Origin of the sequence: Vibrio sp. 10N.222.54.E6, assembly GCF_041473955.1 — a bacterium.
GTDB classification, from domain to species: domain Bacteria; phylum Pseudomonadota; class Gammaproteobacteria; order Enterobacterales; family Vibrionaceae; genus Vibrio; species Vibrio tasmaniensis_A.
On sequence record NZ_JBFRTD010000012.1, the window covers coordinates 52,433 to 74,538 of the forward strand.

At 44.5% G+C, this 22,106-nt stretch carries 21 protein-coding genes; 9 read left to right on the plus strand and 12 right to left on the minus strand.

What is annotated here, in order from left to right:
* Nucleotides 1–88 precede the first annotated feature (88 nt).
* The 3 genes from AB4513_RS07550 to AB4513_RS07560 form a co-directional block, all read right to left on the minus strand.
* Nucleotides 89–427 carry a Fis family transcriptional regulator gene (locus tag AB4513_RS07550; protein WP_102258291.1) on the minus strand — a complete coding sequence of 113 codons (339 nt, stop codon included), beginning with the start codon at nt 425–427 and terminating at the stop codon, nt 89–91.
* A 199-nt stretch (nt 428–626) separates the two neighbouring features.
* Nucleotides 627–1,601: a Gfo/Idh/MocA family protein gene (locus tag AB4513_RS07555; protein ID WP_009845908.1), complete on the minus strand. Its 975-nt coding sequence runs from the start codon at nt 1,599–1,601 to the stop codon at nt 627–629.
* 3 nt (nt 1,602–1,604) lie between these two features.
* The gene (locus tag AB4513_RS07560; RefSeq protein WP_102258290.1) at nt 1,605–1,928 is read right to left on the minus strand and encodes a putative quinol monooxygenase; all 324 of its coding nucleotides are present in this window, start codon (nt 1,926–1,928) and stop codon (nt 1,605–1,607) included.
* A 106-nt stretch (nt 1,929–2,034) separates the two neighbouring features.
* On the opposite strand from AB4513_RS07560, the gene AB4513_RS07565 reads away from it, so the two are divergent.
* Entirely contained in the window at nt 2,035–2,973 is a 939-nt protein-coding gene (locus AB4513_RS07565) for a LysR substrate-binding domain-containing protein (RefSeq protein WP_009845910.1), read from the plus strand.
* Between the two features lie 65 nt (nt 2,974–3,038).
* Here the strand turns inward: AB4513_RS07565 and AB4513_RS07570 are convergent, their stop codons facing one another.
* The 3 genes from AB4513_RS07570 to AB4513_RS07580 form a co-directional block, all read right to left on the minus strand.
* A complete protein-coding gene (locus tag AB4513_RS07570) occupies nt 3,039–4,247 on the minus strand; it encodes a winged helix-turn-helix domain-containing protein (RefSeq protein ID WP_102258289.1) in 1,209 nt (402 codons plus the stop codon).
* A 34-nt stretch (nt 4,248–4,281) separates the two neighbouring features.
* A complete protein-coding gene (locus tag AB4513_RS07575) occupies nt 4,282–4,929 on the minus strand; it encodes a DsbA family oxidoreductase (protein ID WP_032555160.1) in 648 nt (215 codons plus the stop codon).
* 181 nt (nt 4,930–5,110) lie between these two features.
* Complete coding sequence (locus AB4513_RS07580) at nt 5,111–5,908, minus strand: Cof-type HAD-IIB family hydrolase (protein ID WP_102258288.1); 798 nt, start codon at nt 5,906–5,908, stop codon at nt 5,111–5,113.
* Between the two features lie 319 nt (nt 5,909–6,227).
* On the opposite strand from AB4513_RS07580, the gene AB4513_RS07585 reads away from it, so the two are divergent.
* Both AB4513_RS07585 and arsB read left to right on the plus strand, forming a co-directional pair.
* Nucleotides 6,228–6,569 (plus strand): helix-turn-helix transcriptional regulator, encoded by a 342-nt coding sequence (locus tag AB4513_RS07585; RefSeq protein ID WP_009845914.1) that lies wholly within the window; start codon nt 6,228–6,230, stop codon nt 6,567–6,569.
* A 105-nt stretch (nt 6,570–6,674) separates the two neighbouring features.
* Nucleotides 6,675–7,730, plus strand: coding sequence for an ACR3 family arsenite efflux transporter (gene arsB, locus AB4513_RS07590; RefSeq protein WP_009845915.1), 1,056 nt, complete (start codon nt 6,675–6,677; stop codon nt 7,728–7,730).
* Nucleotides 7,731–7,831: 101 nt separating this feature from the next.
* Here arsB and AB4513_RS07595 read toward each other — a convergent pair whose 3' ends face one another.
* Nucleotides 7,832–8,722, minus strand: coding sequence for a LysR family transcriptional regulator (locus AB4513_RS07595; RefSeq protein ID WP_009845916.1), 891 nt, complete (start codon nt 8,720–8,722; stop codon nt 7,832–7,834).
* Between the two features lie 129 nt (nt 8,723–8,851).
* On the opposite strand from AB4513_RS07595, the gene AB4513_RS07600 reads away from it, so the two are divergent.
* The 5 genes from AB4513_RS07600 to glpD all read left to right on the plus strand — a co-directional run bounded on the left by AB4513_RS07600 (nt 8,852) and on the right by glpD (nt 15,057).
* Nucleotides 8,852–9,283 (plus strand): PACE efflux transporter, encoded by a 432-nt coding sequence (locus AB4513_RS07600; protein WP_009845917.1) that lies wholly within the window; start codon nt 8,852–8,854, stop codon nt 9,281–9,283.
* A 448-nt stretch (nt 9,284–9,731) separates the two neighbouring features.
* Nucleotides 9,732–10,586: an MIP/aquaporin family protein gene (locus tag AB4513_RS07605; RefSeq protein WP_004732234.1), complete on the plus strand. Its 855-nt coding sequence runs from the start codon at nt 9,732–9,734 to the stop codon at nt 10,584–10,586.
* Nucleotides 10,587–10,645: 59 nt separating this feature from the next.
* On the plus strand, nt 10,646–12,166 hold the full coding sequence (gene glpK / locus AB4513_RS07610; RefSeq protein ID WP_009845918.1) for a glycerol kinase GlpK: 1,521 nt from the start codon (nt 10,646–10,648) through the stop codon (nt 12,164–12,166).
* Nucleotides 12,167–12,441: 275 nt separating this feature from the next.
* Nucleotides 12,442–13,227 carry a DeoR/GlpR family transcriptional regulator gene (locus AB4513_RS07615; RefSeq protein ID WP_009845919.1) on the plus strand — a complete coding sequence of 262 codons (786 nt, stop codon included), beginning with the start codon at nt 12,442–12,444 and terminating at the stop codon, nt 13,225–13,227.
* 270 nt (nt 13,228–13,497) lie between these two features.
* Nucleotides 13,498–15,057 (plus strand): glycerol-3-phosphate dehydrogenase, encoded by a 1,560-nt coding sequence (gene glpD / locus AB4513_RS07620; RefSeq protein ID WP_009845920.1) that lies wholly within the window; start codon nt 13,498–13,500, stop codon nt 15,055–15,057.
* A gap of 281 nt (nt 15,058–15,338) precedes the next feature.
* Here the strand turns inward: glpD and AB4513_RS07625 are convergent, their stop codons facing one another.
* Nucleotides 15,339–15,575 (minus strand): YdcH family protein, encoded by a 237-nt coding sequence (locus AB4513_RS07625; RefSeq protein WP_009845921.1) that lies wholly within the window; start codon nt 15,573–15,575, stop codon nt 15,339–15,341.
* Nucleotides 15,576–16,242: 667 nt separating this feature from the next.
* Here AB4513_RS07625 and AB4513_RS07630 point away from each other — a divergent pair.
* Nucleotides 16,243–17,283, plus strand: a complete 1,041-nt coding sequence (locus tag AB4513_RS07630; RefSeq protein ID WP_032555092.1) for a DUF1214 domain-containing protein — start codon at nt 16,243–16,245, stop codon at nt 17,281–17,283.
* Nucleotides 17,284–17,389: 106 nt separating this feature from the next.
* On the opposite strand, the gene AB4513_RS07635 is transcribed toward AB4513_RS07630, so the two are convergent.
* The 4 genes from AB4513_RS07635 to AB4513_RS07650 form a co-directional block, all read right to left on the minus strand.
* Nucleotides 17,390–18,304: a LysR family transcriptional regulator gene (locus tag AB4513_RS07635; RefSeq protein WP_009845923.1), complete on the minus strand. Its 915-nt coding sequence runs from the start codon at nt 18,302–18,304 to the stop codon at nt 17,390–17,392.
* Nucleotides 18,305–18,521: 217 nt separating this feature from the next.
* Nucleotides 18,522–19,766, minus strand: a complete 1,245-nt coding sequence (locus AB4513_RS07640; RefSeq protein WP_009845924.1) for an NADH:flavin oxidoreductase/NADH oxidase family protein — start codon at nt 19,764–19,766, stop codon at nt 18,522–18,524.
* Nucleotides 19,767–19,942: 176 nt separating this feature from the next.
* Nucleotides 19,943–21,391 (minus strand): DUF1254 domain-containing protein, encoded by a 1,449-nt coding sequence (locus tag AB4513_RS07645; RefSeq protein ID WP_032555093.1) that lies wholly within the window; start codon nt 21,389–21,391, stop codon nt 19,943–19,945.
* Nucleotides 21,392–21,403: 12 nt separating this feature from the next.
* On the minus strand, nt 21,404–22,081 hold the full coding sequence (locus AB4513_RS07650; protein ID WP_009845926.1) for a hypothetical protein: 678 nt from the start codon (nt 22,079–22,081) through the stop codon (nt 21,404–21,406).
* Between the last annotated feature and the right edge of the window lie 25 nt (nt 22,082–22,106).

Genomic DNA, 22,106 nt, shown 5'->3' on the forward strand with positions numbered 1-22,106 from the left:
GTTCTTTCCCCATTGATTAAAATAAACTAAATAGCCCCCCAGCCATTACATTACCTAAGCACTCAGGTCACTGATCCCCCAAACCTATTTACAACCTCTTGTCCCACTTCCCTTGATGGTCGCGATCGCAATTTTCTTGTGTATCGTAACTGACGTGCTTATCGATGCTCTTCAATGTAATCCCAACCTGACTAAACGCCTTTTGGATAGCAACAAAGACCTCCTGCTGACCTCCCACCTCTAAGAAGTTCGTTCTATCCTGATTGGTATCGAATACGCAGACGATTTTCAAACTTTGCGGGAATGAAGAGAAATTGACCGTATGAGTCACCCACAGAAAACCATCGAAGCCTTTTAACGTGTCTTCACACACGTCCGTTAACACGTCTCTGATTTGATTTTCGATCTTCTTATCTGATTTACGCATGAAATAAGCATCCTATTTAACACCTTAAAAAATAAGGTTTTTCGGTCAATGTTGTCTTAACCGACATTGGACACTGTGGCTGTTTCAAATGCAAAGTATTTATTGGGAAGAGTCTACTGGAAGATATAGAGGAAACGCCTCATGCTTGATCACTGACGAAGCAATCAAGCATGAGGCGAATATAGGATTTACGAAGATGTTAGCTCGCCGCTTGTTCCCAATCAGTCAGTAACTTCATGATCACGCGAGAGTCTTGATGCGTCGCCATCGGCGCAGCAAGTTGTGTGTCACCTTGCTCAACTGCTTGGCGGATATTACGCACTTGATAATGGAAGCCATCGCCTTGCGCTTCGACTTTCACTTCACGTTTCGACGTTTCATAGATCTCTACCGTAAACGTATTTTCTTCGGTCGGTAGCCATGGGTTGGTGTCGAGTGTGATACAGCCTTTGCTGCCTAGAATCGTAAAACCATGCTTTAAGCCGTGATCTTCAGCAGTATGGATTTGCGCGGTAAAACTGCCGTTGAAACGCATCATCGCCGACGATTCACAGATATTGCCATCTTGGCCACGTCGGCCGATTGCCGAGATCTGCACATCATCGAACACACTCTCGCCAAATTGCTGCTGCGCAACAGAGTGAATCAGCGACATTGGGTAGCAGCCAAGGTTGTATAGCGCGCCTTTGCTCGCAGGGTTAACGAACTGATCAATCGCCGAAACGTAGGAACCTTGAATTGAGCGCACTTCGCCAATCTCACCTGTCGCTAATTCTTGATGAAGCTTGGCGAACAATGGATGATTCAAGTACATCAAACCTTCTGCGAAGAACACGCTAGATGCTTTCACCGCTTGCAGAGCTTGCTCGGTTTTTTCCATATCAACCGACAGCGATTTTTCACACAGGATCGCTTTGCCTTTTTGAGCCGCTTTAATCACGTATTCGTGGTGAACGTGATTTGGTAGAGCGATGTAGATAATGTCGACTGACTCATCTTCAATCAGGGCTCCATAGCTGTTGAAGGTTAGTGTTGGTTGATATTGGGCTGCAAACTCGTTAAGTGTTTTTTCAGTACGACCAGCGACGGCATACAGCTCGCTTTGAGCATCGCCTTTAATCGCATCCGCCATTACACCTGAGATAAAGCTGGTTCCTAGGATTCCCCATTTCATGGCTTAGATCTCCTGCTCTTGTGTTTTGATAGGTCCACGTTGCGTTTCAAATGCTTGTACTAATTCCGTTATATCACGCTCAATAAACGCTTGCGTATGAGGCATCACAAAGTGCTGATTGATCGCCTCGCGGTTTGCGTATTGCTCAAGCAAGACAACGCGATCGCTTTGGTTTTGATCATAGCTTGCAATTGCTTGTAGGCAGCCCGGCTCACTTTGCATGTCTCGGCAAAATTGCTCGATAGCTTCAATCGCAGCCTCACGATCAATGTTGGTTTTAATCTTAATTTCTGCAGTAACAAAGATGGTTTCATTCGTCTGAGGCATTTCACGCTCTTATTTTAGTTAATTATCGGTTTGCCATTAATATAATTAACCCCTAATAATTGATAAACTCACGTTTTGTTTATTGTTTATCAACCGAGAGTGTTTAATGGATAAGTTAACTAGCATGAAGGTCTTCGTTTACGTGGTCGAGCAAGGCAGCTTTCGTAGCGCCGCCAACCACTTCAACTTGTCGGCGACCATGATCAGTAAACATGTCCACCACCTTGAATCGAGCCTCAACTCTCAACTGATCCACCGCACCACGCGTAAGCAATCGTTAACCGATTCAGGTCAGCTTTATTATCGAGAATGTAAGCGAATTCTCGAAGACATCAGCAATGCAGAGAACCTGATTCAAACCTTGGAAAACCAGCCTCAAGGCACGGTAAAGATAAACTGCCCGGTCACCTACGGAAACAAGGTGCTTGCCCCGATTGTGGCTAAGTTCCTCGCGCATCACCCAACGATTAATGTCGAACTGGTGCTGAACAACGACCTTGTCGATCCTTATTCATCCGATATTGATTTGATTGTGCGAATCGGTGACCTGTCTGACTCCAGTTTAGTCGCCAGATACTTAGGGGATTATGAGATGTGTTACTGCGCGGCTCCTGAGTACCTTAACCAACATGCTGAGATTCGTGTGTTGGAAGACCTTGCACAACACCCATCGCTTGGATTCAGCTATAGCAGTCGTCGTGATATTATTGGACGTGATACTCACATCCGTCATATCCAAAATAGTGAACCTCAATCCCGAGATCCTCAGAGTCACCAAGCAACTCACACTGCGGGGAACAAAGGACAAGTACGTTTGATGTCGAACAATGGGGATGTATTGCGATATGCTGCCCTTCAAGGCGTAGGCGTGTTGTTACAGCCGACTATCTTAGTCGCAGAAGAAATTGAGCGTGGAATGCTATTGGAGATCTTGCCCGGCATGGCACCGTTACCTAAACCGATTCACTTGCTCTACAAAACCAAGCAACTGTCGTTGAAGAACCGAACCTTTGTCGAATTCTTGTTAGCCACTCTTTCTGAGTAACTAAGCGCTGACGAATTAGCAAAGAGGCTTCTAAGTAACGAAGAGTTTTTTTAACAACAAAACCGCTAGACTGTTTGCCAATGGCTCATCAAGCGCTTACCAAGATCAGAGGGTGTGGTGTTATGGACGATCATCTCATCACATTGGTTGAACACCATGAAGTGTTTTAGTTCATCGCATAAAGCATGAACCAAAGACTCATGGTTTTTAATTCGCTCTTCCACAACCAAGTTACGGATATTGAGCAAACCACTCTTCCTGTCGACCTTGCAATCCATTCGTGCCACCAGCTCACCTTGCCAGAGAATCGGTAAGCTAAAATAACCAAACTGACGCTTGGCTTCTGGAACATAGCACTCAAGAAGGTAATCAAAATTGAACAGTGATTGCATTCGCTTACGTTGAATCAACAGATTATCGAACGGAGACAGTATCTTTAACTTAGTTCGAGATAGAGGCTGATTCAGCAGTTCAAACGCATTAGGCAACACATAATAATCAGCACCTTGAACATCCACCTTCACGACTTGTTTATCTTCAAGCATCTGCTGGAGTGTTGTCTGAATCAGAGGTTTTGTGTTCTTGAGTAGATAGCTCATTTCCGACGCTATTCCCACACCATTAGCTTCTAAATAACGCGTAATTAGATGCTCGATGTACTCTTGTTCCGTTGGTTCTGAGGTATCAATAGCACTCGGCAAAACTCGTTCGGTTAGGTCATACACCTTATGGAAGTTCACTCGGCTCGGCACCATTAAGTCACCTTGCATAAACAAAGTCTCTAGTGCCTGTTTGGCAGGTTTACCGCCCCATCCGCCGGGGTTTGGTCTATCCCCTTCAAAGTCTTTCGCCATTAATGGCCCTTCGCTCTCAATGCGTTTGAGAACATGCGCCATCAGTGCATCATCCTTTTTATACCAATGCTTAAGCTTACCGGTCGCAAACCCGTTCTTTCGATGCAGGCTGAAGCGGTAGTCGCGCATAGGCAGATAAGCAGCAGCGTGCGACCAATACTCAAACACTTCTCGACGCTCTAGCAGCTTGTCGAGATGATCAAGCTTGTAGTCTTGATTACGATTCCACAGCGTATGGTGGTGAGCTCGCTGAATCACAGAGATGGTATCAATTTGAACATACCCAAGGTTTTCAATCGCAGACAGCGTGTTCGCCAAAGTGCCCCCATTGCGTTGCTTTTTAGGTGGTAACTTCTTAGGCGGCAGCTTTTGCGAAAGCAATACCAGTTTTTGCGCTTGAGCGAGTGACAGTGATTCCATGTAATTCAGACTCTAATTGATACCAATAATCGGCTTATGATTCAGCAATAAGTTCTTGAAGAATTTGCTTGTACGTTTCGACCGTCTGCGCACCAGTGACCGCACTCTTGCGGTTGAATACCACGGTAGGAACCGCTGAGATTCCCATGTGTTGCCATTCAAACTCTTGCGCTTCAATTTGCTTCAAGTTATCGATGTTCTTTAGGCGCTTCAGTGCCTTCGTTGAGTCTAAGCCAACTGCTTCAAGTTCTTGCGCGATAACCTCAAGATCAGCAAGATTTTTCTGCTCTGAAAAATGAGCAGTAAAGAAGCGTAGCTTTAACTCAGTCTGTTTGCCATGCGCCAACGCGAAATCGAGCAGCACATGCAGGTGACGTGAATTCACCATTCTCATGCTGTCATAGAAATTGAAATCGAACCCTACCGCTTTGCCACGCGCCGCAAGCTGTTCGCGTGAACTTTGACTCTCTTCTGCGCTAGAGCCGTATTTTCTCATGATGTGGTCACGCAGGTTTTCGCCTTCTTGCGGCATATCAGGGTTAAGCTCAAACGGCTGCCATTCAAGTTCAATTTGCTCTGCTAAGCCAAGTTCTGAAACTGCTTGCTCTAAGTTTTTGTAGCCGACCACGCACCATGGGCACATTACGTCAGAAATAATATCAAGTTGAAGTTTCTTGCTCATCGTCATTCCAAATGCTCATTGATAAGGCATGTCTGCAGTAAAAGCAGGCATCCAATTTATCTTCAGACTACAACAACCTGAACAATCGTTCAAATTTAACTAAATTCAACATTAACGAACAAAAAAGCCAACTTATGTTCACGAGTTGGCTTTGACAAAAATCGGGTCGAGCTTAAGAGCGTTACGCTAGCAACTTCTCAAGTACTTGGAACACACCCGCGTCAACGTTACTTGGCGCAGCAAAACGTGCGATCTCTTTTAACTTTGGATGTGCGTTTTCCATCGCGTAAGAGTGGTAGCTCTCTTTTAGCATTTCCAAATCATTGAGGTAGTCACCAAAGCTCATGGTCTGCTCGTAAGTGAAACCTAATGTGTTCTGTAGATGTTTAATCGCCGCACCTTTTGACGCTTCAGCGTTCATCACATCCAACCAAATTTTTGCACTGACAACCACTTGGTAGTTCTCACCGAATTTGGCATCAATAGTTGGGTTCACTTTCTCTTGTGAACCGTCGAAGTGACAGATAGCCACCTTGATGAAATCGTCTTCTACCGCCAGTAAGTCTTCTACTTGCTCTCGGCGATGGTAGTACTTAGAGATCTCCGCTAAAGCACGCTCATCTTTGGTTTCAATGTATGCAGACTTTTTACCACAAAGTACAACGTGTGCACCTTCAATCGCACGCGCTTCTTTGATGATGTCTTTGATGGCATCAGTATCAAGTAAGCAGCTGTAGAGCTCTTGCCCTTTGTGCATCACTAATGTGCCGTTTTCAGCAACGAACATCATGCGATCTTTTAGCGGAGCAAAGGTTTCCATCAAGCTGTAATACTGACGACCCGATGCCGCAGCAAAAATGATGTCTTGAGCTTCTAGTCGCTCATAAAGATTGAAGAATTCTGGGTCTAACTTTCCGTGTTCATTAAGAAGAGTGCCGTCCATATCAGCAGCGATAAATTTGATGTTCTGTTGTGGCATTTCAGGGCTTACCTATGAGTAAAGATTAAAGTGCAAATTATGATTTTTCGTTATCTTGTGTAACGGTTCTGCGTTCAATTATATCGCTAGAGTAGCCAGTGAATGCAATGCTTTTCGGTCGATTTCTCTGTTTAAATCTAAGATCTTGTTTATGCGCAATAAGAAGGTAAAAACAGATAAAAATCGAATATCAAGCTTAACTAAAACCATTGTTCTGAGATGCCAATTTAAGCCGACTTATAAATTTCGCATTGACCAATAAAAGAAATAGGCCTACCATTAATCGTCTTTTAACGATTATGGAAAGCGAAACATCAATATGAACGAAATTTGCCCTACAACTGGTGGCTGTGCTCTACCAATCGGACATGGTGATACCGAAGCTGAAACGCAAATGGCAGCTCTGGCCAAAGCGCTCGCTCACCCGGCAAGAGTTCGTATATTGAGTATCCTTTCAACGCTAGAAAAATCGGGCGGCTGTTTGAACAGTGACTTGGTTAGTGAATTAGGTTTGGCGCAATCGACAGTATCAGAGCACCTAAGAATCTTGAAAACCTCTGGTTTCATCACTGCTGAATCGATACCACCGAAGATGTGCTACCGCATTAATCGAGATAATATTCAGCAATTTGAGACGCTAATCGACACTATTTTGAAATAGATTTATCGCGCTTAGTTTGTCGAATACGGAATAAATTAAGCGTATTTTTTTGCTTCCCAATATCGCTTTTCGACGATTGACGATATCAACCAAAGAGAAAATATCATGAAGCCAAAATTAGGTTTTCTAGATCGCTACTTAACGCTGTGGATCTTTATTGCCATGGGTCTTGGTGTACTGCTTGGCATCCTATTCCCACAGATCGAGCAGTGGAACGAATCTATGTCGGTTGGTACCACCAACATTCCACTTGCGATTGGCCTTATCTTAATGATGTACCCGCCTCTGGCTAAGGTTAACTACAACCTATTAGGCACTGTGGTCAAAGATAAGAAAGCGATCAAACTATCTTTGATCATGAACTGGCTTGTTGGCCCAATTCTGATGTTTGTGTTGGCACTGACTTTCTTGGGTGACCACCCAGGTTACATGGTCGGCGTGATTCTGATTGGTCTAGCTCGTTGTGTGGCGATGGTGCTAGTTTGGAACGACATCGGCGGCGGTAACAAAGAATACGGCGCGGCATTGGTTGCTCTAAACAGTGCATTCCAAGTGGTGAGCTACAGCTTTATGGCGTGGTTGTTCATCAGCGTTCTTCCACCAGTATTTGGTTACGAAGGCATGATGGTTGATATCTCGATGATCGACATTGCACACAGTGTACTTATTTACCTAGGTATCCCATTCTTAGCGGGCTTCCTAAGCCGCAAGATCCTTGTGTCGATGAAAGGCGAGCAGTGGTACAACGAAGTGTTTATTCCACGTATCTCTCCAATCACACTGATTGCACTACTGGCTACTATCGTTCTGATGTTCAGCCTAAAAGGCGAGATGATTGTAGAACTGCCAATGGACGTATTGTTGATTGCGGTTCCACTGACTATCTACTTCACAGCAATGTTCTTCATCAGCTTCTTCATTGGTAAGAAGATGGGCATTGAATACGACAAGAACGCATCAATTGCATTCACAGCAACAGGCAACAACTTCGAGCTAGCGATTGCCGTTGCTATCTCAGTATTCGGTATCAACTCAGACCAAGCGTTTGCCGGTGTTATCGGTCCACTGATTGAAGTACCTGTGTTGATTTACCTAGTGAACGTGGCGCTTAAGATGAAAGACAAGTACTACAACGGTCAGACGGTGAAACCTAGCGTATAGCATCTACGTCTACACCTAGAACTAGAACTAGAACTAGAACTAACAAAAAGCAGTATCACTTTGAACAGAAAGGCTCACACGTTAAACGGTGAGCCTTTTCTTTATTCAGTTTCGTCTAATAGGCCTTTCAATGCTTGTTCAAGCCAAAGTAATGCAGGACCTTTTGAGCGTGTTTTAGACAGAACAAGATCAACGGGCGGTGACCATGTTTTGTGATCGAATGAGACATTAATCTCCACTAAACGCTGCTTATTCAGCTCCTCTTCGACGAGGTGCCTAGGTAAGTATGCCCAGCCAATATCACTGCCAAGTACCATCTCTTTGATCACAATAAAGCTGTTTGACCACCATACCTTTCCGGCAATCAGCGGAAACTGATCCATCACCTTCCCCTTGTCTCCCCTCAACATTAACTGACGATACGGGAGTAAATCAGAGAGTTTCGCCACACCTTTTTTTGCGAGCGCATGACTTGGATGACACACAGCAATAAACGGTAAGTGACCGATAAAGCATGGCTCAGAACCGACATCAAAAGCCAAGTTGGTAAACATCAATCCAATGTCGGCTCTCTCTTCGATAATTAACGGATTGACCTCTGTTGTGGTACACGCAACCAGTTCAACTTCAGTAGCAGGGAATTGTTGACTGAACTGACTAAGGATCTTAGATAAGTTCGGAACCAGTAATGAATCATCTAATGCAATTTTGATGAGCCCCTCTTCGCCGCTACCCATCGCGTTAACCGTCACATTCAGATCTTCAACCTGAAGCACGATCGCTTTCACCTGTTTAAATAACTGCTCGCCCGCTTTGGTTAGTGAAGGCTTTCGAGTCGAACGATCAAAAAGCTCAACATTAAAATCTATTTCAAGATTACTGATGCCTTGGCTCACCGCCGACTGCACCTTACCCAAATGACGAGCACTGGCAGAAAATGACCCTAATTCAACGGCATACACAAACATTTTCAGCTGTTCAATGTTGTACATTTGGTTTCTCCCAAAACTTACTATCACTATATATGATGCTAACTATCTTTATATTATCACTTAACTAGATATTATCTAGCAAGTCATTAGCCCATCGGCGGCTATTTAATCGTAAAGAGAGTTAGAAAAATGTCACATAAAGAACGCATGTTGCACATGGTGCTATTTGAATTAGCAGCTTTGATTTTGATGGCAGGGCTTGCAACCTATATTACAGGAAACGGCGCAGGCGAAATGGCAGGCTTAGCGCTCGCAATATCATTGATAGCGATGGCTTGGAACTACGTTTATAACTATGGCTACGACAAAATTTACGGAGCAGACCGAAGCAAAAGAACCACGAAAACACGTATCCTGCACGGATTAGGTTTTGAGCTTGGCTTAATGACAGTGACTCTACCTGTCTTGATGTGGGTTCTACAACTCGACTTCCTAACCGTACTGATCATGGACATCGGCCTAGTTATTTTCTTCGTACTTTACGCGATTGCGTTCAATTGGGCGTATGACTCAATCCGAGCTCAATTGGTTTCGAAAGGAAAAGTTGCAGCTCTGGTTTAGAGCGGTAAGTTCGTCTCGTATAACAAGAACATACACCCAAATGAAAACTGCCAAACTACAACATAGTTGGCAGTTTATTCATTTATGCATATAAGCTCATTTGTTAACGCCCTTGTTACATAGCAAAAACATCACACAGCCCTCCCTAATTAAGTCTAATAATCCGCCACTCACGAAGTAGCGTCACAAATCCAAACATAAACTCCTCGTACCAGTTGCGCATTCATTTACATATAGGTAGTTTGAGCGGCTTCGCAACCTATCAATTCGAGCAATGACGTTCATGCGAGCATCTTTTTCGAGCAAAAGTGTTCGGATTAACATTTCAAGTGACTTTAATTAACAATTTTATGCTCAAACGCTCACTTTTGATGTTCGTTTATTTTCGAGTTCGCAAATATATGCACAATACACGTGCTAGATAAGCAAAACTAAAAAGGACTCGAACATGACAACAAACAAACACCCTTCTTTATTTGGGCAATGCTTGGCTGAATTTATCGGTACAGGATTACTCATATTCTTTGGCGTTGGCTGTGTGGCCGCTCTGGTATTAACTGGTGCGACATTCGGACAATGGGAAATCAGCATCATCTGGGGCTTCGGTGTTGCGATTGCAATTTACTGTACTGCCGGCGTTTCAGGCGCACACATCAACCCAGCCGTAACGATTGCACTGGCCATGTTCCATGGCTTTGATAAAGCGAAAGTGGTGCCTTACATCATTTCGCAACTGCTTGGCGCTTTCTGCTCTGCAGCATTGGTTTACAGCCTGTACAGCAACCTATTTACTGACTACGAAATCGCACATAACTTCGTTCGTAGCAGCCAAGACGCACTATCAACTGCTGGTATCTTCTCGACTTACCCACATGCTTCACTTTCTTTCTTCGGCGCTTTTGCTGTGGAATTCGTGATTACTGCAGTGTTGATGTTTGCCATTTTAGCGTTAGGTGATGAGAACAACGGCGCATCTCGCGGTGCAATGAACCCTCTACTGATCGGTATTCTTATCGCGGTTATCGGTGGTTCTTTAGGTCCACTGACGGGCTTTGCAATGAACCCTGCTCGTGACTTCGGACCAAAACTGTTCGCTTACTTTGCAGGTTGGGATTTCGCACTAAGCGGTGCTCGTGATATTCCTTACTTCATCGTTCCAATTCTTGCTCCAATTGCTGGTGCGTGTTTTGGTGGTTGGTTGTACCCACGTGTTATCGGTGCTTACCTACCAGTAGAAGGCCAAGGCTGCACAATTCCAAACCAATGTGAAACAGAAGAAGAAGCTGAACAAGCTCAAGCTTAATCCCTAAGCGACCTTACATTTACTAAAATATAAATAACGAAAGAAAAAGGATTCTTACCATGACCGAGCAAAAATACATTGTTGCCCTAGACCAAGGCACCACAAGTTCTCGCGCTGTAATCCTCGATCACGATGCAAACATCGTTAGTTCTTCTCAACGAGAATTCACTCAGATTTACCCGAAAGCGGGTTGGGTTGAGCATGATCCAATGGAAATCTGGGCGACTCAAAGCTCTACATTGGTTGAAGCTCTTGCTAAAGCAGGCATCCGCAGCGATGAGCTAGCGGGCATTGGTATCACGAACCAACGTGAAACCACCATTGTTTGGAACAAAGAAACTGGCAAACCGGTTTACAACGCAATCGTATGGCAGTGTCGTCGTACTGCAGACATCTGTGAAGACCTTAAAGCACGTGGCCTAGAAGACTACGTACGTGACAATACCGGCTTAGTCCTTGACCCGTATTTCTCAGGTACCAAAGTAAAATGGATTCTAGACAACGTTGAAGGCGCTCGTGAAGACGCTGAAGCAGGCAAACTGTTGTTCGGTACGGTTGATACTTGGTTAGTTTGGAAAATGACTCAAGGACGTGTACACGTTACGGATTACACTAACGCGTCACGTACTATGTTGTTCAACATCAATGACCTATGTTGGGACCAGAAGCTACTTGATGAGATGGGTATTCCGTCAATCATGATGCCTGAAGTAAAACGCTCTTCTGAGGTTTACGGTCAAACGAACCTTGGTGGTAAAGGCGGTACTCGTATCCCAATCGCGGGTATTGCAGGTGACCAACAAGCTGCACTTTACGGTCAAATGTGTGTAGAAGCAGGCCAAGCTAAGAACACTTACGGCACAGGTTGTTTCCTTCTAATGAACACAGGCCAAGAGAAAGTAACATCAAAGAACGGCCTACTAACAACGCTAGCATGTGGTCCTAAAGGTGAGCCTGCATACGCACTTGAAGGTGCAGTATTCATGGGCGGCGCATCAATCCAATGGCTACGTGATGAAATGAAGCTACTGGCTGGTGCAGAAGACTCTGAGTACTTCGCAACCAAAGTAGACTCTTCAAACGGCGTTTACGTGGTTCCTGCATTTACTGGCCTAGGCGCACCCTACTGGGATGCTTATGCTCGCGGTACGATTGTTGGCCTAACTCGTGGTGTTAACTCTAACCACATCATCCGTGCAACGCTGGAAGGTATTGCTTACCAAACTCGTGACGTGCTAGATGCGATGCAAGCTGACTCAGGCATCAAGCTAGCGAAACTACGTGTTGATGGCGGTGCAGTAGCGAATAACTTCCTAATGCAGTTCCAATCAGACGTGCTGGATACTGAAGTTCACCGCCCTGAAGTAACGGAAGTAACCGCTCTGGGTGCCGCTTACCTTGCTGGCCTAGCGGTTGGTTTCTGGGACAGCATTGATGAGCTTCAAGACAAAGCCGTTCTTGACCGCACCTTCATGCCACACCACGACGAAGAGAAGCGTAACCGCCGTTACAAAGGTTGGAAGCGTGCTATCAAGTGTGCACAGGTTTGGTCTGAACTGCACGATGACGACGAAGAGTAATCTAAGCGTGAGTTAACAGAGGAGTACGAATAATCCCTTATTAATCGATTAGATTGTTCGAACCTCAGCAAACGAAACTAAAAAGAGCACTATTTTGTGCTCTTTTTTGCGTTTCAGGCTCAAATTCCATGTTTTGACCAGCGTTTTTGCGGTTTAGACATGATTCCTTACCATCATTACTTCTCTCTTTTCATCAATTCGAGCACAATAGCGTGAGTTTATATTTTCGATTTTGACGCGCTAGAGCCCTTTGCGCGCAGGGAGTGGTAAGTTAAGTGAAGCAGATACCAAGACACCAGCAGATTGTAGATCTGGTAAAAACACAAGGATATGTGAGTACCGAAGAGCTCGTTGAAAAGTTCGATGTCAGCCCACAAACCATCAGACGAGACCTCAATGAACTAGCCGATGGCAATAAAATTCGTCGCTATCACGGTGGTGCAACCATTCCTTTAAGCTCAGAAAACACCTCTTATAACACGCGTAAAGCGCTTAACTTCAACGAAAAAGACGTGATCGCCGACGAGCTGGTTAAACATATCCCAGATGGCGCAACCTTGTTCGTTGATATCGGCACCACACCTGAATCGGTTGCTCGCGCACTCAACAAGAATCATAAGCAGCTACGAGTTGTGACCAACAACATTAACGTTGCAAGCATCCTTCTACCGAACCCAGAGATCAAGGTTATCTTGGCGGGCGGTGAAGTACGTAACCGCGATGGTGGCATCGTCGGTGAAGCGACACTCGATTTCGTAAAGCAGTTCCGCCTCGATTTCGGTATCTTGGGCATCAGTGGCATCGACTTTGACGGCTCGTTACTCGATTTTGACTACCACGAAGTTCGAGTGAAACAAGCCATCATCGAAAACAGTCGCAGCATCTTCTTAGCCGTCGACCACACTAAGTTTGGCCGTAACGCGATGGTTAAGCTCGGTAATATCTCTCAAGCCCACATGGTGTTTACTAATAAGCAGCCACCAGAAGAGATTCTCAACATCCTTAAAGATTCCGCAATACCATTAGAAGTGATCGATACCGCTCGTCCTATGAGCGAATAACTAAACATAAGAGCTCAGTGACGCCACTTTCTTAAATGATTCACGATTCTTTATAGAAAAGTTAATAAAGTAAAACTTGCTCGCTGTCACTGTCGCTTCTATGCTCGAATTAGACTTATTTGAACCTCTGCCTTCATAAGCAGAGGTTTTTTTATGCCCAAATCACATAAAACGCGCATAAACGAAAATAATAAATGACCGCAAACGAAAGTTCATATAGGATTCAATTATGTTCTAAAATGCTCGTTCGCTCAGAAAGAGGTCAAAACCATGAGTGCTCAACAAAATAATTCAAACAACAGTACACCTTCCACTTTAGACTTGATCGTGATTGGCGGCGGCATCAACGGTGCAGGCATCGCGGCAGACGCATCAGGTCGTGGTCTAAACGTTGGCTTATACGAAGCAAATGATTTCGCATCTGCAACGTCTTCTGCCAGCTCAAAGCTTATCCACGGTGGCCTACGCTACCTTGAACATTACGAGTTTCGTTTGGTTTCGGAAGCACTCGCGGAACGTGAAGTCTTGTTAAGAAAAGCACCTCATGTTGCTCAACCAATGCGTTTCCGTTTACCACATCGACCATTTTTACGCCCGGCTTGGATGATTCGCTGTGGCCTATTCCTTTACGATAACTTGGGTAAGCGCACCACTCTTCCTGGAAGTAAGACCGTCAACTTAGCGAAATCAGGCCTACTGAAACCAGAAATGAAGACAGGCTTCGAATACTCAGATTGCTGGGTTGATGATGCGCGTATGGTGTTGCTCAACGTATTAGCAGCAAAAGAAAACAACGCAGAAGTTCGTAACTACTGCCGAGTTGAAAAAGCGCACCGTGAAGGCGGCATCTGGCATGTGACGATCCTTGATGTCATGACCAACCAACGCTTTGAACGTAAAGCGAAAGCACTGGTCAACGCAGCTGGTCCTTGGGTTAAACAGTTCTTTGATGATGGATTAGAGCAGGCTTCGCCTCGTAATATTCGTCTGATCAAAGGCTCACACATTGTTGTGCCACGCATTCACGACGAACCACAAGCATACATTCTGCAAAACAAAGACAATCGCATTGTGTTCATGATCCCTTACCTAGATAAGTTCTCGATCATCGGCACCACCGACCTTGAATACAAAGGCGACCCACGTAACGTCGCAATTGATGATGTCGAAGTGGATTACTTGATTGATATTGTTAACCAACACTTTGTTAAACAACTTGGCCGTGAAGATGTGGTTTGGACATACAGTGGCGTAAGACCGCTTTGTGATGACGAATCTGATTCACCGCAAGCGATCACTCGTGACTACACGCTCGAATTAGACGCAGAGCTTGATCAAGCACCACTGCTTTCGATCTTCGGTGGCAAGTTGACCACTTATCGTAAGCTAGGCGAAGCAGCACTTAAGAAGTTAGAACCACACCTAACCAACATGGGTGCGCCTTGGACAGCCAACAACACACTTCCAGGTGGTAACTTCAGTTGTAGCAGAGAGCAGCTTGCGAAGATGATCCACACTAAATACCCTTGGGCATCTGAAGCGCTATTACTTCGTTACGTGACTCAATTCGGTACTTACACGTGGAAGCTACTGGAAGGAGCAAATTGCGAAGCTGACCTTGGCAACCAATTCTCAGGCGAAGCTCATGGCGTTTATCAAGTTGAAATCGATTACTTGATCAATGAAGAGATGGCGATGACTGACGAAGACATCTTGTGGCGTAGAACCAAGCTTGGCCTGTACATGAGTGAATCCGAGCAGCAAGCAGTAACGGATTACCTGAAAGAGAAGCTACAAAGCAAAGTAGTGAGCTTTTCTCAAGTCGGCTAATTCCACCAGCCTAAACATGGTTCAAGAACATATTTAACAACGAAGCTTAGCGTCCCCCGCGCTAAGCTTTTTTATATCCACCCTATTTGCAAAACCTTAGTGCTAACTGAGTTTGTCTATATCTACGGTTTCTTATATCCAAATATTCTTATGCGTTCAGATAGAGACTGGAATGCAGAAACAAAAAAAAACTCCCGAAGGAGTTTTTATTGTCTAAACCTGCAGTAACCGTTTAGCGATCTAACGATTTAACTTAGCTATTCAGCAAAACAACCCGCTAGCTAGGCAATTAAACGAGCATGCAGTGAATCTTTAAGCTCAGAACGATCATGTTTTAGTTGGTGCATCGAGCCGTCATCAATGGGTGAATCTTTCAGCTCTAGTTTACGAATCTCTTTATCAAGGTTGTCGTATGTCTTCATATCTTCTGCAAAGCCATCGTCAGTTTTAGCAAGCTCAGCAATTTTGTCTTTCATTTCAGGAAATTCGTGAACAAGAGAGTGATTTTCACCTAGCATAGAAACCTCTTAAGTTGAGTAAAGTGATTGGTAGTACACATTCATTATTTACCTTAGCAAGGGACTCAAATCACAAATGAGATCCAGTACACAGCCTAGAATATAGACAGTTTAGATTCACAAATTTACAACATAAATCGGCAGGGATGCGTTGTTTTACATAGAAGAAAGCCTCACGTAATCGCAAGGCTTTGTAGAAGTGAGTTCTTTATAAGAACAGTGACAGAAATGATAATAACAGCAGCTAAAAAGTATTTTCAAAAAAGGATTAGCTGCTACAACCACCAGAATGAACTCGATTCATTTGATCATGTGAAGGTGTGTCAGAGCCTGTCGATTGACATCCTGCCACAAACAATAGCGTTACAGATAAGATAAGCCATTTCATAATTAATCCTCTTTTAGTCATGACTAAAGCATAGTGCTTGAAAGCGCGGATACCTCAGTCATTAACTAAAGCCTTACCTGCCGATAAAGCCTTAGTTAATGAACAAAGCATCGCTTCATTAATTAACGACCTGTCTTCGTGCAAAAAACTTTCACCAAACGAACAAAAAACAGTCACAACTCTCTCTAAGCTTCACAAAAACCAGCCTTCCGATTCCTTTTGGTTATTACATAAATAACATCAATTCATTTCTAGAATCACCACCAAACCGATACATTAGTGTCATCTCCTAATGACGACCTCAAGGTAAACGATATGAAAAAGACCATTTTAGCAACACTGATTACCATCACATCAATGCAAACAATGGCAGCAGTTGAAGTAACCGACGAAAACTTCGCTCGTGCAGAAAGCGACCTTTACTTCACTCAACAGTTAGAGCATCAACCGGTTAATGTTTTTGAGCATAATCGCGAAAACGTAACGGTAGAGAACCAAATGATTATCCGCTCTAACACCGACCTGCTCTATTCAACCGCGGTTGTCGATGTCTCAGAAGGCGCAACATTCAAACTGGCGGAAGGCGATGCGTACCAGATCATGCATATCTTCAATAACAATCATGATAACCACATGGCCATTTATGGTGGCGAAGAAATTTACATCGACTCAGAAATCGCAGGTTCAGACTACATCTACATACTGATGCGAACTGCAACAAGTGCTGGCGCAGATGAAGCGCATCGACTGCAAGATGCGGCGGTCATTAATGCGAAATCAGCTAAGCCTTTTGAACCTGCTTCAGATTGGGATGATGCTTCTCGAGATAACGTCCGAGCAAAATGGGAGAAGCTAGTTAATGACATCAAGACAGAAGAAGCCTTCACACCAAACATCACAGCCACATCAGATAACAAGCAGTTTATGATTGGTACTGCAGTAGGTTGGGCTGGTATGCCGGCAGAGCATGCTGTGTATACGTCACGAGCGGGTACAGGTAAAACGGAATGTGCAAACATCACGTTTGAAGCACCCTCATTACGTTATGACGAAGGCGGTTATTGGTCAATTACAGCCTATTCAAGCCAAGGTTGGTTAATGACGGACAACAACAGCGCTGATTCAACGACATCAACACCCAATAAAGACGGTTCTTACACGATCCACTTTGCGCCAAAAGGGCAAACCTGTGACGCTGCAAATAACGTAATTGAAGTAAACGATGATGGCTGGAACTTTGCGGTTCGTGCATACCGTCCTAGTGATGAAGCGGTAGCATCAGGTGAGATGCACAACTTCCCACAGGTCACTGCTCAATAGCGGGGAATAACGACTGAATTGCGAGTGATTAGTGTTAATTAACTGGCAATAACAGCTGCTAACAATAACAGCTACTAACAATAACCTAGCCTCTCATTTGAGAGGCTTATTGCTTTTCTTTTATGATGGTTTGGGAGGTAGTGATAATTTTTCGCTTAAGCCATTGATTCATCGGGTGCATTCTCTTGTTATGAGATTCCACCAGCACGATTTTTTTGAGCTCTTCCGGTGCATAATCAGGAAAAGAGAGATAATCGAACTCTTCATTAAGATAAAGAGCAAGCTGCTTGGAACACGGTAGAATCATGTCACTTTGTTTAATGACCTCTAATAGCGTGTGCAAATACGAGCTTCTTGCTTTCACTTTAAGCTGCTCTGACGACAAATGCTTGGCGATATAAGGCTGAATATCATTCCACCCCGGTATCACCAAACTCGCGTATTCCGCTTCATCTATCTCTTGCTGTGAAATCACTTTGCCAGCTAATGGATGGCCGGTTTTAACCAACCCGACAAAGTCATCCTCACCGATAATCTGATGGGTAAACTGCTTATTCGTTTCGATTGGAGAAAAGTTGATAGCAGCTTGTATCTCGCCATCCAACAACTTTTTCAGCGTTTGAGAGCCCCAATTAACAATATTGACTTGAGCATTGGGCGCTTCTTGAATGAGACCAAGGCATAAACGCGCACCAAGCCAGTTCGAGATAAAACCGTTAATCGCAATCGTGATGTTGCCTTGATACTCGGCAGGGTCAAAGCTTGGGGTTTCAAGAATCACGTCGTCTAAGCTTTCCATGATCATTGGCAGTCGTTCACCAAGCTCTAACGCACGTGGAGTTGGCTTCAAACCGGAATGGACACGAGTAAACAATTCGTCATCAAAGTATTCTCTCAATCGCCCTAGTGCTTTACTCACTGCGGGCTGACTCAGCGCTAATTTATTGCCAGCAATGCGAGTATTTTGGGTTTCTAGCAAAACCAGAAAAACGCGGATTAAATTGAGATCCAATTGTTTCATAGTTACCTGTCATTAAAGTTTGGTCAGGGAGATATTTAGCCGTCTGGCGATAAAAGCTAACTTAGCGAATATCTCTCTCATTATGGCTCATTTGACGATTGATTCGCTTAACGATCTTTAACTCTTTCTTACTATCTAGACAAACTAAACAATAAATCATCATAGAAAAAGCGGAACTTCAATTCCTTAAAGTTCTGCTTTAACAATCCATGACTGCTTACGCTCTGCGCTTTTTGAAGGCGTGCCAGCCAGCGCTGAAAATTGTTTTTAACACCACACCTAATGCGCTTAGTTTAGGGTCGGCATTCTTGCCAGAGGCGATGCGCCACATTTGATGTTCATACCAAACCAGCCCGACCATCGCCATCCTGTCTAAAGCGGGCTTTCCTGTGGTTGGCACCGTTAGCGGCATACCGTGGCTAGGGTTTTCAATTAACTTGTTAGGGAAATCTGGATCAACCGCCATTGTGCGCGCAATACCAATAAAATCGGTCGCCGAGGTGTTTAATGCTTCATTCATTGCTTGCGCGGTTCGAAAACCACCCGTGACCACCAGCGGTGTGCTGACGAGTTTTCTCGCCTTCACCATGTAATCCATAAAATACGCTTCACGCTTTACTGTGCTGGCCTTGATTGATTCAGCCTTATTCTTTGAACCCATCATTGATGGGCTTTCATAGGTGCCGCCGGAGATCTCAATCAAGTCGATACCGTTATCACTCAATGTTTGTACAACCTGCATCGACTCTTCTTCAGTGAAGCCACCTTTCATGAAGTCGGCGCTGTTGAGCTTAATCCCGACGGGGAAATCGTCACCGACCTCTTTTCGAATCGCACGATAAGCCTCAAGCACAAAACGAAGTCTGTTTTCGAGTGAACCACCCCATTTGTCTTGGCGTTGATTGTGTCTCGAAGACAAAAACTGACTCACGAGATAACCATGAGCACCGTGGATCTGCACACCGGTAAAACCCGCTTGTTTTGAAAGCTTTGCACTCAGCGCGAATTTATCAATGATTGCAATTATTTCCTTCTCAGTCAGAGCTCGTGGCGTATTAAAGCCTTTTTCTAATCCGCGCTCTAAAGAGATAGCTGAAGGGGCAACTGGGCTATCACATAAGAATTTAGGGATTTGCTTACCTGGGTGATTCAGTTGCATCCATATCTGCGAACCATTCTGTGTTCCGGCACTCGCCCACTCACGAAATACGGTTAAGTCACTGTGCTCATCTAACACAACGTTTTTAGGTTCACCAAGCGCACCTCTATCGACCATCACGTTGCCCGTCATGGATAGGCCAATTCCTCCTTGAGCCCAACGCTGGTAAAGCGTGACTAAACCTTGCTTAGGGTTATGATGTTTATCACCTAGCTGTTCACTCATTGCCGATTTGAACAGGCGATTTTTGATCACTTGGCCATTAGGAAGAGAAAAAGGGTCGTTGAGGCAGATCGGATTCATGCGCGTGGTTACTTTCTTTGGTTTATATATTCAGTCCAGTATGCCCTATTTTATTCTACAGTTCTGAGCATTTAACGCCTATTTCGAAGCAAGTTTCGCTCAATAAAAAATGCCAGCGGCATAGCAGCTGGCATTAATCGATTATAAACAAAACCTTAAACAGGCGATTTAAGTCATCACTTTATCGTGGATTTTTTGACCTTAGTAAATGGTGTCGATTTCCATTTATCTGTTCTTACCTCTTCACCGGGCGTGTACATACGTAACACTGAATACCATTGATGATCGGGGATAGGTAAGAAGTTAGGATCATCTTCATGCCCTTTTACATCGCTACTCATGTAAATGGTGTAGCTGCCATCAGCATTAGGCGTTAGCGTTCTGTCTCCACGGGAATGACGGTTTAAGTCATTTTTCTCCATCAATCGGGTTTCACCACTGTAGGCCGTGTATGACCAAAAACCACCCTCTTCTAGCGGCGGCGCATCGAAGGTCACCGTGTAATCATACTTACTACCATCGAGCGCACCACCTTCACTATCGAAGAAGTCACCGCTGTACATAGTGTGTTTTGCAGGCAGCCCCCATTGGCCCATTAAGGTGCCGTAGGCGTGCTGAAAACTTGGAACCTTGGTCATTTCATCGCGAGTGCCTAATACGTCACGTGAATCATCAAAGCCCGCATTAATGATTCGTTCCAGTCCGTCTTTTTGACCAGACTCGATCATACTAAGCTGCTCTGCCGTAAATGGATGATTGGCTTTGCCTAATTCAACATCTCCTAAGCCAATGTACTCGAACAGTTCAAGCAGCTTTTGGTCATGCGTCTTCATTGTTCCTTCAGACAGGATGAAATTGGTTCGTTCGACCCAATTAGAATCTTCAGGGTCTGGATACTCGCGCTCAATAGGAACTGGCCCTTTCTGACCTAAGTATTCCGACAACGTCCTAACATTCCATTGATCCATTAACTTTTGAGCAGTTGCAGAATCGTCACCGCCAAGGTCCATGATTCGACCCATCATTTTGACCAGCGGGTGCTCGACATAGATGACTTGATCGACACTCGCAGGCACTTCACCTTTCCACCCTTCAACTGCATACATGAAACTGCCGCCTTTTGTGCCTCGCTGTGGAGAGCCAAAAGCCGAGTCAGTAAAGTGCTGCATATTCATGGTATGGAACAACCAGTATCGATTGTCATCATGGTCTGGAATCGTAACGATGACAGGCTCTGCTGCTAGATCCATCCAACCCATCAAATGTAACGTGTCATTGTTAATCGTCGGGTGCGCAGTGTAAGTGTCGTCAGCAAGTATTCGAATATTTTGGAATCGATTCAAAGGGTAATCTTGCTCAACGACGGTTTTGTAAAAGTATTTGTAGGCTTCATCTATCGAGTACGCGTACTCATAGGCAAGTTGTGCCAATAGCTGATTATCCTTTTTGAGCGACGCTAAACTCGCCATCTCAATGGGTAGAGTTTCCGTCTTGATCTCCATTGCTGTTTTTGTTGCCACAGATGCGCTCGTCGCGTCCACGGATTGGCTCGCGAGTACCGGAGACGGAAGTGCAACCATGAAAGCACAAGTCAGTGCTGCCGCAAGTATGTTTTTTTTCATCATTTAATGTCCTAACTAAAAACGAGTACGGAAGGTGATCCAAGTGTTGTTGTCAGTATCACCACTAAAAATGATGATGTTGTCACTATCGACCTTGTAGCCCAGCTGCATTTCAGCAGAGAAATCTCGAGTGTTCTCACCATCTAACCCGTAGGTGTATTGGGGGGCGAGTAGAAGATAAAATTGGTCAGCAAAATCGTACTTTAGATAGTTGATACTGCTGATGATTTGCGTGTCCTCAAACTTATTCTCCTCCTCCCACATTTGTCCGTACGTTATGGCGCTATAGAGTTTAAATTTGTCGCTTAACTTGAATGCTTGCATCACACCAATAGAGGCGTAGTTCGATGTTAGATCGTCGTTGGAGAAGTCGTGTCCAGCATCAACAAATAAGCCGGTGCCCGTTTTCTTATTGGGTGTGAAGAATCGTGCTCGATAGTTTTCAAAGTTGTTTTTGCCTTCCAGCTTACCCAACACACCCCAATCGCCACGATTCACGCCAAACTGGAAGGTAGCGCCAAGCCCTTTATTGCCCGCAATAATTTCACCTCCCGTATAAACAGCCATTGGATCAGCCATGTCACTGGCAGGTTCTTCTTGAGCGGAAACGGAAAATACAAAGGGGATAAGCGCAAAGATAGAGAGTGTAAAAGTGGAAAAGGTGCCCGTGAGCAGACGTAACGGTTTCTTCATATTATTGTCCGATAGTAAGGTGCGC